Source organism: Bradyrhizobium sp. CFUWI, from assembly GCF_056429085.1.
Genome location: NZ_JBWJZE010000002.1, coordinates 209,983 through 226,040 on the forward strand (window position 1 = coordinate 209,983; position 16,058 = coordinate 226,040).

Sequence of the window (16,058 nt, forward strand, 5' to 3'; positions counted from 1 at the left end):
CCAAGGACGTACTCGATGAGCAAGAAACAATACCGGATCGCGGTCATTCCCGGCGACGGCATCGGCAAGGAAGTGATGCCTGAGGGCCTGCGCGTGCTGGAGGCGGCGGCGAAGAAGCACGGCGTCGCTCTGCATTTCGACCATTTCGACTTCTCGTCCTGGGACTATTACGAGAAGCACGGCCAGATGATGCCGGATGACTGGAAGGAGAAGATCGGCAAGCACGATGCGATTTATTTCGGTGCGGTCGGCTGGCCGGCCAAGATTCCGGACCACGTCTCGCTGTGGGGCTCGCTGATCAAGTTCCGGAGGGAGTTCGATCAATATGTGAACCTGCGCCCGGTGCGGCTGATGCCCGGCGTGCCGTCGCCCCTGGCGGGCCGCAAGCCCGGCGATATCGATTTCTGGGTGGTGCGCGAGAACACCGAAGGGGAATATTCCTCGGTCGGCGGCCGCATGTTCCCCGATACCGACCGCGAGTTCGTGACGCAGCAGACGGTGATGACCCGCACCGGCGTCGACCGCATCCTGAAATTCGCCTTCGAGCTCGCGCAGTCGCGGCCGAAAAAGCACCTGACCTCGGCTACCAAGTCCAACGGCATCTCCATCACCATGCCCTATTGGGACGAGCGCGTGGAGGCGATGGCCAAGAAATATCCGGGCGTGAAGTGGGACAAGTATCACATCGACATCCTGACCGCGAACTTCGTGCTGCACCCGGACTGGTTCGACGTCGTGGTCGGCTCCAATCTGTTCGGCGATATCCTCTCCGACCTCGGCCCGGCCTGCACCGGCACCATCGGCATCGCGCCGTCAGGCAACATCAACCCCGAGGGCGACTTCCCCTCGGTGTTCGAGCCGGTGCACGGCTCGGCGCCTGATATTGCGGGGCAGGGGATTGCGAACCCGATCGGCGCGATCTGGTCCGGCGCGATGATGCTGGAGCATCTCGGCGAGAAGGAAGCCGGCAAGTCGATTGTCGAGGCGATCGAACGCACGCTGGCCGAACGCACGCTACGCACCAAGGATCTCGGCGGCAACGCCGACACCACGGCGTGCGGCAAGGCCGTTGCGGAGATGGTGGATTAAGGCTCGCTCGCGCAAGCAACTCCAGGGTGGTCCCTGCGAACGCAGGGACCATAACCCCAGGCGGCGCGCGCTTCAGGCGCGCTTGTCCGGGACGACAGCGGTGTTTTGGGCGCGCCCTACACGTACGACTTCCGCCTGGGATCGAAGATCGGCGGATAGTCGTTGTCGTCGAGCAGGTCGAGAAATGGATCCAGTCCCTCGGATTTGATCAGCGCGAGCTCTCGATCGGAAATCAGGTTCACGGTCAAAATCTCGACCGGATCGCCTGCGATTTCCAGCGCTTCGGCGATCTGCTTGTCGGGACCGATGATCGGCGTCAGAAACAGAAAGGTCTGGAAGTCGGTTCCTGCGACCGGGGGCCACGGCAACGCGACGCGGTGACCGAACCCGAACCAGGTCGTGTCGATGAACGGCAGATTGGCCAGCCAGCGCAGATTGTCGCGGACGTCCGGCGTCGGCTCGCGAACGTACCACATCAGTTCGGCCCGCAGTTTTGCATCCCCGCGCACCCCCGGCATCCGCTGCTGGCTCATGCCATTGGTCAGCAGGACGTAACCCTCGTCAGAACCCTCCTGGCACACCGGCACGAAATCGCGGCCGAAGGCGTGGATGTCGATGCGGCGTTCCGCGCTGTCCGTGAAGCTGTGCTCGGGCTCGCCAAGCTCGCTCTCGTAGATGGCAAGCCGATGCCGGTAGAGGTCGACGGCGGGTGACGGATCGGTGGAGCCCGATACGAGCTTTGCGAGACGGGAGAGCATGTGAACCTCTGGAGCGGATACGAGTCGGGATACCCGCGTTGTCGCAAGGCAACGGGGGCCGGTTCAAATCCGCTTCAAGAGCTGCGCCTTAGTCCATCTTCTTGCGCAATTGTGCATGAGACCGGAGCTATTCGAGCGATGCGCGGCGTTTCCGATCAGCTTGCGATCTTCTCGATCGCCGCCTGATCCAGCCCGAACTTCTTCCCGGACTCGAGGATCTCCTGCCAGGTGGTCGGATCGACCGGAATGCCTTCGGCGAGGCGCTTCTGTTTGGTCTCACGCTCGGGTTCGCCCGCGATTCTGACCTTGTCGACGCCGGGAGCGGGCGGCGAGCCGGTGTGCCAGGCGACGAAGCTCTCGACTTCGCGTGCGAGGTTTTCGCCGGTACCGAGCTTGCCGGGATCGATGACGATCGAGAGCATGCCGTTGAGGACGTTGTACTTGCCGTCGGACGGGCCCTTGACCACCTGCCCGCCGGAGAGCGCGCCGCCGAGGATTTCGCAGACCAGCGCGAGCCCCGAGCCCTTGTGCTCGCCGAAGGGAAGGATGGCGCCGTACGGCGGGATCACGGTGTAGCGCGGATTGACGGTGGGCTTGCCCTCATGGTCGATGATGGTGCCGGGCTCGAGCTCGACGCCCCTGTTGTGGGCGACGCGGGTCTTGCCCTGCGCGATCCTGCTGGTGGCGAAGTCGAGCACGATCGGGTCCTTGCCCGTGCGCGGGATGCCGACGCAGAACGGGTTGGTGCCGTGGCGCGCGTCGCTGCCGCCCCAGGGGGCCACGATCGGCCGCGAGATCACGTTGACGAAGTGGATCGAGACCAGGCCGTGGTCAATGCACTGTTCGGCCCAATGGCCGATGCGGCCGATGTGGTGCGAGTTGGAAAGGCCGACCAGGCAGACGCCGTTTTTCTTGGCGCGCTCGGCCGCCAGCTCCATCGCCTCATGCCCGATCACCTGGCCATAGCCGGTGAGGCCGTCGAGGGTGAGAAGGGGGCCGGTGTCGAGCACGATCTTGACGTGCTGGTTCACGGCGAGGCCGCCATTGGTGACGCTCTGGACATAGCGCGGGATCATGCCGACGCCGTGCGAGTCGTGGCCCTTGAGATTGGCTTCGACGAGATTGGTGGCCACGAGCTCGGCCTCGCGGTCGGAGGAGCCGCCGGCCTTGACGATGGCGTGGATGGCACGGGTGAGCGGCTCAGCCTTGATGGTGCGGTAGTCGGCCATTGTTGTTGCTCTTATCCCTTCACGATCCGGCGGCAGTGCTCCCACGCCGCATGAATGAGGTTCTCGCTCGCTTCCGGCGTGCGGAAGGCGGAATGCGCCGACAGCGTCACGTTCGGCAGCTTCGTCAGCGGATGATCGCCGGGCAGGGGCTCGGTGTTGAAGACGTCGAGGCCGGCATGGCGGATATGGCCCGACTTCAGCGCCTCGATCATGGCGGCTTCGTCGACGATCGCGGCGCGCGCGGTGTTGACCAGGATGACGCCGGGCTTCATTTTTCCGATCTTCTCGCGCGTGATCATGCCGCGCGTCTCGTCGTTGAGCAGCAGATGCAGCGACACCACGTCGCTCCTCGCCAGCACCGTGTCGAGATCGGTGAATTCGACGCCGGGGCAGCTCTTCGGCGAACGATTCCAGGCAATTACCTTCATCCCGCTGCCGGAGGCAATGCGCGCGACCTCCGCGGCGATGCCGCCGAAGCCGATCAGCCCGAGCGTCTTGCCGGTGAGCTGCATGCCGTCCTCGCGCAGCCAGTTGCCGACGCGCATCTCGCGGTCCATCATCGCGATGACGCGGGCCGACGCCCACATCAGCGCGATCGCGGATTCGGCGACCGCGGTGTCGCCATAGCCCTTGATCAGATGCACCGAGATGCCGAGCTCGGCGAGCTCCTCCGGGTTCATGTAGCTGCGTGCGCCGGTGCCGAGGAACACTACGTGCTTCAGCCCGGCGCACTTCTTGGCGACCGCGGTCGGCAGCGCGGTGTGGTCGACGATCGCGATCTCGGCACCGTCGAGGATTTCAGGATATTGCTCCGGCTTGATGTCGGGATCCCGGTGGATCCGCACCTTGGGATCGCCGGGCTGCTCCAGCCGCTCCATGATCACGGCGAGGGCTTCGTTGGCGTCGACGAAAACTCCGCGCATGGCTCTCTCCGATCAGGACGCGACGCCGGCGATCGCCAGCACAGTATGCATGAGAACGTTGGTACCTGCGGCGCAGTCGCCCTGCGTGGCGTCCTCCAGCTCGTTGTGGCTGATGCCGTCCTTGCAGGGCACGAACACCATCGCGGCGGGCATCACGGTGTTGAGGTTGCAGGCGTCGTGGCCGGCGCCGGAGGTGATGCGGCGCGAGGAATAACCGAGCGTCTTCGCCGCGTTCTCCACCGCCGCGATCAGCTTGGGGTCGAAATGCGTCGGCGGCTTGCGCCAGACCAGATCGATCTTCACCTCGACCTTGCGGCGTGCGGCGATCTCGGCGATGGCGGCGCGCAGATCGCGGTCGAGCGCGTCCATGATCGCGCTATCCGCGCTGCGGCAATCCATCGTGAAGGCGATCTCGCCGGGAATGACGTTGCGCGAGGGGTTGGCGATCACGGCCTCGCCGATCGTGCCGACCGCGTTCGGCCCGTGCTTCTTTGCGATGGCCTCCATCGCCAGTACGATCTCCGACAGCGTCGCCAGCGCATCGCGGCGCAGCGGCATCGGCGTCGAGCCCGCATGGCTCTCGAAGCCGGAAATCTTGCCGTCGTACCACAGCACGCCCTGGCCGGAATCGACGACGCCGATGGTCTTGCCTTCAGCCTCCAGGATCGGGCCCTGCTCGATGTGCAACTCGACGAAGCAGCCGAGCTTCTGGAAGCCCACCGGTTTGTCGCCGCGATAACCGATGCTGTCGAGCGCCTGGCCGACGGTCGCGCCCTCGGCGTCCTTGCGCGACAAAATGTCGTCGGTGGTGAAGTCGCCGACGTAAGCCGCGGAGGCCATCATCGCAGGCGCGAAGCGCGAGCCTTCCTCATTGGTCCAGTTGACGACGCAGATCGGTGCGTCGGTCTCGATACCGGCATCGTTCAGCGTACGGATCACTTCCAGCGCGCCGAGCGTGCCCAGAATGCCGTCATACTTGCCGCCGGTCGGCTGTGTGTCGAGATGCGAGCCGATGCCCACCGGCAGTTTCGACATGTCGCGGCCCTTGCGCAGGCCGAATTGCGATCCGAGCGCATCAGTGTGCACCTCAAGGCCTGCCTCCTCGCAGGCCTTGCGGAACCAGTCGCGCACCTGCTTGTCTTCGGCACTCAGCGTCAGCCGCCGGACGCCGCCCTTGGCCGTCGCGCCGAATTGCGCGGTCTCGTGGATGGAGCCCCACAGGCGGGCGGAATCGATTTGCAGGTTGGTGACGGCTCGGCTCATGCGGTCAGTCTCTCAGTTGTCATTCCGGGGCGGCTCGAAGAGCCGAACCCGGAATCTCGAGATTCCGGGTCTGGTGCTGCGCACCATCCCGGAATGACGTTGAAGGTTGTCCGGCGCCTTTTTCAATGACGCGCCTGCGCGGGCGCGTCAACCGCGAGGCTGCTCTGCGCAATTTGCCGTGCAAGCTCGGCGACGCGCTCCACGGCAACGACGTCGGGCGAGGCGAGCCAGCTTGCGGTGAAGGTCAGCGGCGCGATCGCCAGATCGGTGTCGAGCAGTTGCAGCCGCCCGTCGGCGAGCTCGCTCTCGACGATGGCGTCGGGAATCACGGCGACGCCCAGTCCCTCGACCGCCATATGGATGACGGTGGCGAGCGAGGCGGATGCATGCAGGCGGATCGGCGGCAGCTCCGGCCGGTCGAACACCTCGCGCACCACCTCGTAAGGCTTGGTCTTGCGCGGGAAGGTGATGATCGGAAACCGCGCGAGGTCGGCCGGCGTCACCGGGCCCTTGCCGAGCCCGAGCGAGGGACTTGCGAGAAAGCCGATCGGATAATCGGCGAGCACGCGGTTGTGCACGCCGGAGGCGGACAGCGGTCCCACCACGAACGCAAGCTCGATCTCCTGCGCGAGCAGGCGCGCGGTGAGGTTCGGCGTGATGTCGACCTCGATCTCCAGCGACAGGTTCGGGTAGACCTGGTTGACGCTCTTCACGAGGCGCGGCAGCCAGGTGTGCACGATGGTCTCGGCGACGCCGAGCCGCATCACGCCGCGCATCGCCGAGGCGTCGCTGATCTCCGCCATCATCTGGGCGCGCAGCCCGATCAGCTTCTCCGCATAGACCATCATCTGCCGGCCGCTCGGGGTCGGCGAGGCCACGCGGTGATCGCGGTTGAGCAGCTTCACGCCCATCTCGCGCTCGAGCTGGGCGATGCGCTGGGAGATCGCCGGCTGGGTGGTGTTGAGCCGTTGGGCGGCGCCGCGAAAGCTGCCGAGCTTCACCACCCAGAGGAACGTCTCGATCGACCTGAAGTCCAGCATGGAAGGGTTTTCCCAGTCGATAAATTAATTTTATCGAGATTGATTAGAAACGACGATTAGACTTTATAGCACGCTTGGTGTTGGCTTGTCTTTGTCGAGTTTATAGGCAGGTTGATCGCATGACTGTTTTGGTGGCAGCGCAGCAAACTGAAACGCCCGACACGCTCCCGAGCCGCAAGGCCCGGCTTGCTTACCGCGAGGGGCTGGTCGCCTCCACCGCCGGCGTCGCCCCCGGCTTCGTCCAGGGCAATCTGGCGATCCTGCCGGCCGACTATGCCGGCGCCTTTCACCGCTTCTGTCAGCTCAATCCCAAGCCGTGCCCGATCATCGGCATGTCCGATGTCGGCAGCCCTTTCATCCCGGCGCTCGGCGCCGACCTCGACATCCGCACCGACGTGCCGCGCTACCGCGTCTGGCGCGACGGCGAGATCGTCGACGAGCCGATTGATGTGACCAAGTATTGGCGCGACGACCTCGTCACCTTCGTGCTCGGCTGCTCGTTCTCGTTCGAAGAGGCGCTGCTCGACGAGGGCATGCCGATCCGCCACATCGAGCAGAACGTGCGCGTGCCGATGTACCGTACTAACATTCCTTGCGGCGAGGCCGGGCCGTTCGCCGGTCCCATGGTGGTGTCGATGCGTCCGTTCAAGCCGGCGGACGCGATCCGTGCGGTGCAGATCACCTCGCGCTATCCCGCCGTGCACGGCGCGCCGGTGCATCTCGGCCATCCGCATCTGATCGGCATCAAGGACATTTCCAAGCCCGACTACGGCGATCCGGTGCCCGTCGCTGACGACGAGATACCGGTGTTCTGGGCCTGTGGTGTGACGCCGCAATCGGTCATCAACGCCGCCAAGCTTCCGTTCGCGATCACGCATTCGCCCGGCCTGATGCTGGTGACGGATCTCAAGAACAGGACCATGGCCGTGATTTAACGGGCAGCATCTGCTGCTTCTTCGAGCTTTACCGCATCCATCATTCGCTTCATTCGATCAACCGAAATTCAGTCACAGGGGACTCTGCCATGACGATCACTCGCCGCGACGTGTTGTTAGGTGCCACCGCCACCGCTGCACTGGTGCCGCTCGCTGCACGCGCACAGACGTCGGAAGTCGTGATCGGCGTGATCTATCCGTTCTCCGGCGGCAGCGCGCAGCAGGGCGTCGACGCCCAGAAGGCCTACGAGACCGCGCTCGAAGTCATCAACAAGGACACCGATTTCGACCTGCCGCTGGCCAAGGGCGAAGGCCTGCCGGGCCTCGGCGGCGCGAAGATCCGCCTCGTCTTCGCCGACCACCAGGCCGATCCGCAGAAGGGTCGCGCCGAAGCCGAGCGCCTGATCACGCAGGAGAAGGTCAGCGCCATCATCGGCACCTATCAGAGCGCGGTCGCCGTCACCGTCAGCCAGATCTGCGAGCGCTACCAGGTCCCGTTCGTCTCCGCTGACAATTCCTCGCCGAGCCTGCATCGCCGCGGCCTGAAATACTACTTCCGCGCCGCGCCGCACGACGAGATGTACTCGGCCGCCATGTTCGACTTCTTCGATGCCATGAAGAAGAAGGGCACCAAGATCGAGACGCTGTCGCTGTTCCACGAGGACACCATCTTCGGCACCGATTCCGGCAACGCCCAGGCCAAGATCGCCGGCGAGCGCGGCTACAAGATCGTCACCGACATCAAATATCGCGCCAACTCGCCCTCGCTCTCGGCCGAGGTGCAGCAGCTCAAGTCTGCCAGCGCCGACGTGCTGATGCCCTCGAGCTACACCACCGACGGCATCCTCCTGGTCAAGACCATGGCCGAGCTCGGCTACAAGCCGAATGCGATCGTGGCGCAGGACGCCGGCTTCTCCGAGAAGGCGCTCTATGATGCCGTCGGCGACAAGCTCGAAGGCGTGATCTCGCGCGGCACGTTCTCGCTCGACCTCGCGCAGAAGCGCCCGATGGTCGGCAAGATCAACGATATGTTCAAGGCGAAGTCGGGCAAGGACTTCAATGATCTCACCTCGCGCCAGTTCATGGGCCTGATCATCCTCGCCGACGCCATCAGCCGCGCCAAGTCGACCGACGGCGAGAAGATCCGCGACGCGCTGGCAGCGACCGACATCCCGGGCGAGCAGACCATCATGCCCTGGAAGCGCGTCAAGTTCGACGAGATGGGCCAGAACAACGACGCCGACCCGGTACTGCTGCAATATATCGGTGGCAAGTTCGTCACCATCTTCCCGCCGCAGGCTGCGATCGCCGAGGCGGTCTGGCCGATGAAGTAAGCGCTGTGGGAGCAGGGGACCACATCGCGATCGTCGCGCGAGCCTCGTCATTGCGAGGAGCGAAGCGACGAAGCAATCCAGGCAGTCTCCGCGGGTGAGATGCTGGATTGCTTCGCTTTGCTCGCAATGACGGAGCAAACGGTGACTTTTCGAACGGGGGACGACTTTTGACAGCCCAAGCCATTATCCAGAGTCTTGCGAGCGGCCTGCTCATGGGGCTGCTCTACGGATTGATCGCGGTCGGCCTCGCGCTGATCTTCGGCCTGATGGACGTCACGAACTTCGCTCATGGCGAGTTTCTGATGATCGCGATGTATCTGTCCTTCTTCCTGTTCGCGTTCTTCGCCATCGACCCCTTGCTGTCCGCGCCATTGGTCGCTGCCGCGCTCTTCATCTTCGGAGCGGTGATCTACTTGCTCATTGTGCGTTTCGCCATGCGAGCCAAGGCCAATGCCGGCATGGTGCAGATCTTCACCACCTTCGGCCTTGCCATCGTCATGCGCGGCCTTGCGCAATACTTCTTCACCCCTGATTATCGCAGCATTCCGCAGTCCTGGCTCGGCGGTAAGACCATCTCGATTGCCGGCATCTTCCTGCCGGAGCCGCAGCTGGTCGGCGCGCTGGTCTCGATCGCGGCCTTCGCCGGCCTCTATTTCTTCATCCATCGCACCGATTTCGGTCGTGCGATCGAAGCCACCCGCGAAGATCCCGGCGCGGTCGCGCTGGTCGGCATCGACAAGAACCGTGTCTTCGCCTTCGGCTGGGGCCTCGGCGCCGCGCTGGTCGGCCTCGCCGGCGCGATCATGGCGAGCTTCTTCTACATCTATCCTGATGTCGGCGCGTCCTTTGCCCTGATCGCCTATGTCACCGTGGCGCTCGGCGGCTTCGGCAGCGTGTTCGGCGCTTTTGCTGGCGGCATCATCGTCGGCCTCGTCGAAGCCACCACCGCCCTGGTGCTGCCGCCAGCGCTGAAGTCGGTCGGCATCTACGCGGTCTATCTGCTGGTCGTCTTCATCCGGCCGCGCGGCCTGTTCGGATCGATCTGATGGACAAGGATTTTGCAGCGCGGCGCCGCCGCGACCTCATCATCGCCGCGGCGCTCGCCGCCATCGCCGCGCTGACGCCATTGTTCGTGAAGGACGTCGTTGTCCAGAACATCCTGATCCTGACGCTGATGTATGCGGGTCTGTCGCAGAGCTGGAACATCCTGTCCGGCTATTGCGGACAGATATCGCTCGGGCACGCGCTGTATTTCGGCCTGGGTGCCTACACCACCGAGCTGCTGTTCACCAAGTTCGGCGTTCTGCCCTGGTTCGGCATGCTGGCGGGCGGCGTGGTGTCGGCGCTGATCGCGATGGGGCTCGGCTATCCCTTCTTCCGCCTGCGCGGCCATTACTTCGTGATCGCCACCATCGTCATCGCCGAGATCGGCTTGCTGCTGTTCCACAATTGGGAATGGGCCGGCGCCGCGATGGGCATTACCATTCCGATCCGCGGCGACAGCTGGCTGAAATTCCAGTTCCTGCGCACCAAGTTGCCGTATTTCTACTTTGCGCTCGCGCTGTGCTGCCTCGCCTGGTTCGTGACCTGGTGGCTGGAAAACTCCAAATGGGGATTCTGGTGGCGCGCGGTGAAGGACAATCCGGACGCGGCCGAGAGCCTTGGTGTCGACGTGTTCAATTCCAAGATGGGCGCGGCCGCGGTCTCCGCCTTCCTGGTTGCCGTCGGCGGCAGCTTCTACGCCCAGTTCGTCTCCTACATCGATCCCGAAAGCGTCATGGGCTTCCAGTTCTCGCTGCTGATGGCGTTGCCGGCCGTGCTCGGCGGCATCGGCACCCTGTGGGGGCCGGTGCTCGGGGCCGCCATCCTGATCCCGCTGACCGAGCTGACGCGCTTCAAGTTCGGCGGCTCGGGGCGCGGTGTCGATCTCATCGTCTACGGCACGCTGATCGTCCTGATCTCGCTGGCCCTGCCGCGGGGGCTGCTCAGCCTGTTTTCACGCCCGAAGAAGACGGGAGCCACGCGATGACCGCGCTCCTTGAAACCCGTGGCGTCTGGCAGCGTTTCGGCGGCCTCGTCGCCAACAGCGACGTCTCGATCTCGGTCGGCCGCGGCGAGATCGTCGGCCTGATCGGCCCCAACGGCGCCGGCAAGTCGACGCTTTTCAATCTCATCGCCGGCGTGTTGCCGCCGACGCAAGGCTCGATTCTATTCGACGGCGAGGACGTCACCCACATGCCGGCAGCCGCGCGCTGCCAGCGCGGCATCGGGCGCACCTTCCAGGTGGTCAAGAGCTTCGAGACCATGACCGTCGTCGACAACGTCATCGTCGGTGCGCTGGTGCGCAACACGGTCATGCGCGAGGCGCGCCGCAAGGCGCACGAGGTGCTGGAGTTCACCGGCCTTGCCGCGCGCGCCGACGTGCTGGCGAGCGACCTCGTGCCGGCCGAGAAGCGGCGCCTTGAAGTCGCCCGCGCGCTCGCGACCGAGCCGAAGTTGCTGCTGCTCGACGAAGTCCTCACCGGCCTCACGCCGACCGAGGCGCAGACCGGTGTCGCGCTGGTGCGCAAGGTGCGCGATGCCGGCATCACCGTCTTGATGGTGGAGCACGTCATGGAGATCGTGATGCCATTGGTCGACCGTGCCATCGTGCTCGACCTCGGCAAGGTGCTGGTCGAGGGCAAGCCTTCGGACGTCGTCCGCGATCCCAAGGTGATCAAGGCATATCTGGGAGATCGTCATGCTGTCGGTGCGTGAAGTCACGACCGCCTATCAGGGCCTGGTCGCGATCTCCGCGGTCTCGATCGAGGTCCAGAAGGGCGAGATCGTCTGCGTCGCCGGTGCCAACGGTGCCGGCAAGTCGACGCTGCTGAAATCCATCGCCGGCGCCGAGCGCCCGCGCTCGGGCAGCGTGACGTTCGACGGCAAGCAGATCAACGGCATGGCGCAGCACCACATCACGGCGGCCGGCATCGCCTATGTACCGGAGAACCGCCGGCTGTTTCCGCGTCTGTCCGTGCGCGACAATCTTCGTCTCGGCAGCTATCTCTACCGTGGCGAAGCCAACCGCGAAGAGCCGCTCGATCTCGTCTTCACGCTGTTTCCGCGTCTGTCCGAGCGCCTGGAGCAGCGCGCCGAAACGCTCTCCGGCGGCGAGCAGCAGATGCTCGCGATCGGCCGCGCGCTGATGACGCGCCCGCGGCTCTTGATGTTGGACGAGCCCTCGCAAGGCATCATGCCAAAACTCGTCGACGAGATTTTCCAGGCGGTGAAGCGCATCCGCGACGCCGGCATGACCGTCCTCATCGTCGAGCAGCGCATGGCCGAATGCCTGGAGATCGCCGACCGCGCCTACATCCTGCAGACCGGCCGCGTGCTGATGCAGGGCGCGGCACGCGAGATCAAGGGCAATCCGGATGTACGAAAGGCGTATCTGGGGTTGTAGCTAGACTGCCCCCGCAATCTCCGCCGTCATCCTGAGGTGCGCGCTCTTCGCGCGCCTCGAAGGATGGGCCGCGAGCGCCCGGAGCCCATCCTTCGAGGCTTCACCTTGCGATGCGCTGCATCGCAAGGCTCGCGCCTCAGGATGACGGCGGAGTATCCGGCTCAATGCCCATGCTCCGGCAGCGTCACCCCGAAAACCTTCACCAAATCTTTTACCTGCTCCGGCGACAAATACCGCGGGTTCATGCCGCGCAGCAGCAGGTACAGCTTCGCCGTCTCCTCCAGCTCTTCCGTCGCGAACACCGCCGCTTCCAGCGTGTCGCCGGCGACGACCGGGCCGTGATTGGCGAGCAGCACGGATGAGTATTTCCCCGCCAGTCCCTTGATCGCGTCAGCCACAGCGGGATCGCCCGGGCGGTAATAGGGCACGAGCGCGGTGGCGCCGCATTTCATCAGATAGTAGGCCGTCATCGGCGGCAGCGCGGCGCGCGGGTCGATCTCGGGCAGCATCGACAGCGCGACCGAATGGGTGGAGTGCAGGTGCACGATCGCACGCGCGCTGCCGCGCGTTTCGTAGAGCGCATTGTGCAGCGGAACTTCCTTGGTCGGCGCATCGCCAGAGACCAGCCGACCCTGATCGTCCAGCCGCGACAGCCTTGCCGGATCGAGGAAGCCGAGTGAGGCGTTGGTCGGCGTCACCAGCCAGCCGCCGCCGTCCAGCCTGACGCTGATATTGCCGGAAGAGCCCGGCGTCAGCCCGCGCTCGAACAGGGACCGTCCGAAGCGGCAGATGTCCTCGCGCAGCCGCGTCTCGTGGCTGTTTTCAGTCCTCATGGCCGTCATGTCCGCTTGTCTCACGCTTTGGCAGCGCGGCCAAGCCGTGATATCGGTTCGCCGAGCCGCCGCAAAGGCCGGCCATCCAGGAAACGTTCGCAAGGATCAGTTGCATATGTCCGCCTCCACGTCTCAGAATCAGCGCATCGCCGTGATCGGGCTCGGCTCGATGGGGTATGGCATGGCGACCTCGCTGAAGCGCGCCGGCCATGCGGTCACTGGCTGTGACGTCTCGGCTGACGCAGTGGCGCGCTTCGTGACGGATGGCGGGGCGGGAGCAAAGACCCCGGCTGAGGCCGCCAAGGACGCCGACATCGTCGTCAGCGTCGTGGTCAATGCCGCGCAGACCGAGGCGATCCTGTTCGGCAAGGATGGAGCCGCCGAGTCCATGCCGAAGGGCAGCGCGTTCGTCTCCTCCGCCACCATGGATCCGGATGTGGCGCGCCGCCTTGCCAAGCAGCTGGAGGCGACGGGCCGGCTTTATCTGGACGCGCCGATCTCAGGCGGGGCGCAGCGCGCCGCGCAGGGCGAGTTGACGATCCTCGCCTCCGGCAGTCCCGCCGCGTTTGCGAAAGCGCGGCCGGCGCTCGATGCCATGGCCGCGAAGCTCTATGAGCTCGGCGATGCGGCAGGGCAGGGCGCTGCCTTCAAGATGATCAACCAGCTGCTCGCCGGTGTGCACATCGCCGCCGCCAGCGAAGCCATGGCGTTCGCGGCCAAGCAGGGCCTCGACATCCGCAAGGTCTATGAGGTGATCACGGCCTCCGCGGGCAATTCCTGGATGTTCGAGAACCGCATGCCGCATGTGCTCGATGGCGATTACTCGCCGCGCAGCGCCGTCGAGATCTTCGTCAAGGATCTCGGCATCATCCAGGACATGGCACGCAGTGCCCGATTCCCGGTGCCGGTCTCCGCTGCCGCACTCCAGATGTTTCTGATGACATCAGCCGCCGGCATGGGCCGCGACGATGACGCGTCTGTGGCCCGCATGTATGCGCAGGTGACTGGCGTGAAGCTGCCCGGCGACAAGTAAGCAAGAGGACTCCGATGCCGCGTTTTGCCGCCAACCTCTCGATGATGTTCACCGAGGTGCCGTTCCTCGATCGTTTCGATGCCGCTGCGCAAGCCGGCTTCACCGCGGTCGAGTATCTCTTCCCGTACGAGCATCCCGCCGAGGCGGTTGGCGAGCGGCTCAAGCGCAACGGCCTGACCCAGGCGCTGTTCAATCTGCCGCCGGGCGACTGGAATGCCGGCGAGAAGGGCTTTGCGGCGCTTCCCTCGCGGTTCAACGATCTCAAGGCGAGCCTGGAGACGGCGCTGCCCTATGCCAAGGCGACCGGCGTCAAGCGCCTGCACCTGATGGCCGGCATCGCCAACCGCGGCGAACGCGTCGCGATCGAGGCCTTCTACAAATCGGTGGCATGGGCCGCGGAGTTCTTCGCTCCCCACGGCATCGACGTCGTGATCGAGCCGATCAATGCCCGCAACGTGCCGGGCTATTTCCTCAACGATTTCGGCTTCGCCCGCGACCTGATCCAGGAGCTGAGGCTTGCGAATCTCAAGCTTCAGTTCGACATCTATCACTGCCAGATCATTCATGGCGACGTCACCATGCGGCTGCGCGAGATGATGCCGATCATCGGCCACATCCAGATCGCCAGCATCCCCTCGCGCAACGAGCCCGACGGCGAGGAGCTGAACTATCCGTTCCTGTTCGAAGAGCTCGACCGCCTCGGCTATGCCGGCTTCGTCGGCTGTGAGTACAATCCGCGCGGCAAGACTACGGACGGCCTTGCCTGGTTCAAGCCTTACGCCGGAGTGAAGCCGTGACACTTGCAGCAAAGATTTCGCTTGGCTGCATCGCCGACGACTACACCGGCGCCTCCGACCTCGCCAACACGCTGACGCGTGCGGGCCTGCGCACGGTGCAGACCATCGGTGTGCCCTCGGACGATCTCGCGTTGCCCGAGGTCGACGCCGTCGTGGTGTCGCTGAAGAGCCGCTCGATCGAGGCCGGCCTTGCCGTCTCGCGCTCGCGCGCGGCGGACAAATGGCTGCGCAGCCGTGGTGCGGGCCACGTGCTGTTCAAGATCTGCTCGACTTTCGATTCCACCGACGCGGGCAATATCGGCCCGGTGATGGACGCGTTGCGTGCCGATAGCGGCGAAGGTGCCGTTCTGGTGACGCCGGCCTTCCCGGAGACCGGCCGCACCGTCTACCAGGGCAATCTCTTTGTCGGCGCCGTGCCGCTCAACGAGAGCCCGCTGAAGGACCATCCGCTCAACCCGATGCATGATTCCAACCTGGTGCGCGTGCTGGCGCGTCAGAGCAGGACGCAGATCGGCCTCGTCGACCTCGCCACCGTCACGCGCGGCGCGGATGCCGTGCGGGCGCGGCTGGCCGAACTCGCCGGCAAGGGTATCGGCGCTGCCATCATCGACGCCGTGTTCGACCGCGACCTCGAAACCATCGGTCTCGTGGCCGGCGAACATCGCCTGTCGGTCGGGGCCTCCGGCATCGGCCTTGGGCTCGCGCGCGCGCTGGTGTCGACCGGCAAGGTCAAGCCCGGTGCCGCGAGCAGCGAGTCCGGAGCTGCCGTCGGCGGGCCGGCAGCGTGTCTTGCCGGAAGCTGCTCGCAGGCCACGCTTCAGCAGATCGCGAATGCCGAACGCATCATGCCGGTGCTCCATCTCGACCAGGACCGTATTATTACGGGAGCGAACGAAGCCGAGCGCGCGCTCGACTGGGCGAGGCCGCGACTTGCCGACGGCCCGGTGCTGATCGCCTCGAGCGCGAAGCCCGAAGACGTCGCCGCATTGCAAGCCCGCCACGGGCGCGATGCCGCGGGCCATGCCATCGAGCAGGCCATGGCCGATATCGCGGAAAACCTTGTGAAAGCAGGGGTCCGGCGGCTCATCGTCGCCGGCGGCGAGACGTCCGGCGCGGTCGTCGACCGCCTCGAAATCCCGGGCTTCCTCGTCGGCGCGGAGATCGCCGCGGGCGTCCCGGTGCTGCGTGCCGTTGGCGCCGAAGCAGGCGAGATGCTGCTCGCGTTGAAGTCCGGAAATTTCGGCGGCCCGGAGTTTTTCGCGGATGCGCTTAGGCTCATGCGCTGAGCGCTGGGCGTTCTTAGGCGCCTGTTCATTTCTTTCGACTTCCGTGCTTGCGCGGAGTCGCACTTAACATCTTTCGCAGACGGTCTGCTGTCT

The 16,058-nt window shown here is 65.0% G+C and carries 16 protein-coding genes; 10 read left to right on the forward strand and 6 right to left on the reverse strand.

Going from position 1 to position 16,058, the window contains the following annotated elements:
- The first annotated feature begins 15 nt into the window (after positions 1–15).
- Entirely contained in the window at positions 16–1,089 is a 1,074-nt protein-coding gene (locus AC066S_RS04840; RefSeq protein ID WP_135167993.1) for a tartrate dehydrogenase, read from the forward strand.
- Between the two features lie 116 nt (positions 1,090–1,205).
- Here the strand turns inward: AC066S_RS04840 and AC066S_RS04845 are convergent, their stop codons facing one another.
- The 5 genes from AC066S_RS04845 to AC066S_RS04865 form a co-directional block, all read right to left on the reverse strand.
- Complete coding sequence (locus tag AC066S_RS04845) at positions 1,206–1,847, reverse strand: suppressor of fused domain protein (RefSeq protein WP_478269045.1); 642 nt, start codon at positions 1,845–1,847, stop codon at positions 1,206–1,208.
- Positions 1,848–2,002: 155 nt separating this feature from the next.
- Positions 2,003–3,076, reverse strand: coding sequence for a malate/lactate/ureidoglycolate dehydrogenase (locus AC066S_RS04850; protein WP_478269046.1), 1,074 nt, complete (start codon positions 3,074–3,076; stop codon positions 2,003–2,005).
- 11 nt (positions 3,077–3,087) lie between these two features.
- Positions 3,088–3,999: an NAD(P)-dependent oxidoreductase gene (locus tag AC066S_RS04855; RefSeq protein ID WP_478269047.1), complete on the reverse strand. Its 912-nt coding sequence runs from the start codon at positions 3,997–3,999 to the stop codon at positions 3,088–3,090.
- Positions 4,000–4,011: 12 nt separating this feature from the next.
- Positions 4,012–5,262, reverse strand: coding sequence for an allantoate amidohydrolase (locus tag AC066S_RS04860; protein ID WP_478269048.1), 1,251 nt, complete (start codon positions 5,260–5,262; stop codon positions 4,012–4,014).
- 122 nt (positions 5,263–5,384) lie between these two features.
- Positions 5,385–6,302 carry a LysR family transcriptional regulator gene (locus AC066S_RS04865; protein WP_028135248.1) on the reverse strand — a complete coding sequence of 306 codons (918 nt, stop codon included), beginning with the start codon at positions 6,300–6,302 and terminating at the stop codon, positions 5,385–5,387.
- A 119-nt stretch (positions 6,303–6,421) separates the two neighbouring features.
- Between AC066S_RS04865 and AC066S_RS04870 the strand changes: the two genes are divergently transcribed.
- The 6 genes from AC066S_RS04870 (at position 6,422) to AC066S_RS04895 (ending at position 12,016) form a co-directional block, all read left to right on the forward strand.
- Positions 6,422–7,237, forward strand: coding sequence for a putative hydro-lyase (locus AC066S_RS04870; protein WP_126256426.1), 816 nt, complete (start codon positions 6,422–6,424; stop codon positions 7,235–7,237).
- An 89-nt stretch (positions 7,238–7,326) separates the two neighbouring features.
- Positions 7,327–8,571: an ABC transporter substrate-binding protein gene (locus AC066S_RS04875; RefSeq protein ID WP_478269049.1), complete on the forward strand. Its 1,245-nt coding sequence runs from the start codon at positions 7,327–7,329 to the stop codon at positions 8,569–8,571.
- Positions 8,572–8,738: 167 nt separating this feature from the next.
- The gene (locus AC066S_RS04880; RefSeq protein WP_126256424.1) at positions 8,739–9,617 is read left to right on the forward strand and encodes a branched-chain amino acid ABC transporter permease; all 879 of its coding nucleotides are present in this window, start codon (positions 8,739–8,741) and stop codon (positions 9,615–9,617) included.
- Positions 9,617–10,600, forward strand: a complete 984-nt coding sequence (locus AC066S_RS04885; protein WP_126256423.1) for a branched-chain amino acid ABC transporter permease — start codon at positions 9,617–9,619, stop codon at positions 10,598–10,600. The genes AC066S_RS04880 and AC066S_RS04885 overlap by 1 nt, the downstream gene beginning before the upstream one ends.
- Positions 10,597–11,328 (forward strand): ABC transporter ATP-binding protein, encoded by a 732-nt coding sequence (locus AC066S_RS04890; RefSeq protein WP_126256422.1) that lies wholly within the window; start codon positions 10,597–10,599, stop codon positions 11,326–11,328. The genes AC066S_RS04885 and AC066S_RS04890 overlap by 4 nt, the downstream gene beginning before the upstream one ends.
- A complete protein-coding gene (locus AC066S_RS04895) occupies positions 11,312–12,016 on the forward strand; it encodes an ABC transporter ATP-binding protein (RefSeq protein WP_478269050.1) in 705 nt (234 codons plus the stop codon). The genes AC066S_RS04890 and AC066S_RS04895 overlap by 17 nt, the downstream gene beginning before the upstream one ends.
- A 161-nt stretch (positions 12,017–12,177) precedes the next feature.
- Here AC066S_RS04895 and otnC read toward each other — a convergent pair whose 3' ends face one another.
- The gene (otnC, locus tag AC066S_RS04900; protein WP_478269051.1) at positions 12,178–12,858 is read right to left on the reverse strand and encodes a 3-oxo-tetronate 4-phosphate decarboxylase; all 681 of its coding nucleotides are present in this window, start codon (positions 12,856–12,858) and stop codon (positions 12,178–12,180) included.
- Positions 12,859–12,895: 37 nt separating this feature from the next.
- Here otnC and ltnD point away from each other — a divergent pair, with 37 nt between their 5' ends.
- The 3 genes from ltnD to otnK are packed head-to-tail and all read left to right on the forward strand — an operon-like array spanning position 12,896 to position 15,965.
- Positions 12,896–13,882, forward strand: a complete 987-nt coding sequence (gene ltnD / locus AC066S_RS04905) for an L-threonate dehydrogenase (protein WP_478269052.1) — start codon at positions 12,896–12,898, stop codon at positions 13,880–13,882.
- A 14-nt stretch (positions 13,883–13,896) separates the two neighbouring features.
- Positions 13,897–14,679, forward strand: a complete 783-nt coding sequence (gene otnI / locus AC066S_RS04910) for a 2-oxo-tetronate isomerase (RefSeq protein ID WP_478269053.1) — start codon at positions 13,897–13,899, stop codon at positions 14,677–14,679.
- Positions 14,676–15,965, forward strand: coding sequence for a 3-oxo-tetronate kinase (gene otnK / locus AC066S_RS04915; protein ID WP_478269054.1), 1,290 nt, complete (start codon positions 14,676–14,678; stop codon positions 15,963–15,965). The genes otnI and otnK overlap by 4 nt, the downstream gene beginning before the upstream one ends.
- The last annotated feature ends 93 nt before the right edge of the window (positions 15,966–16,058 follow it).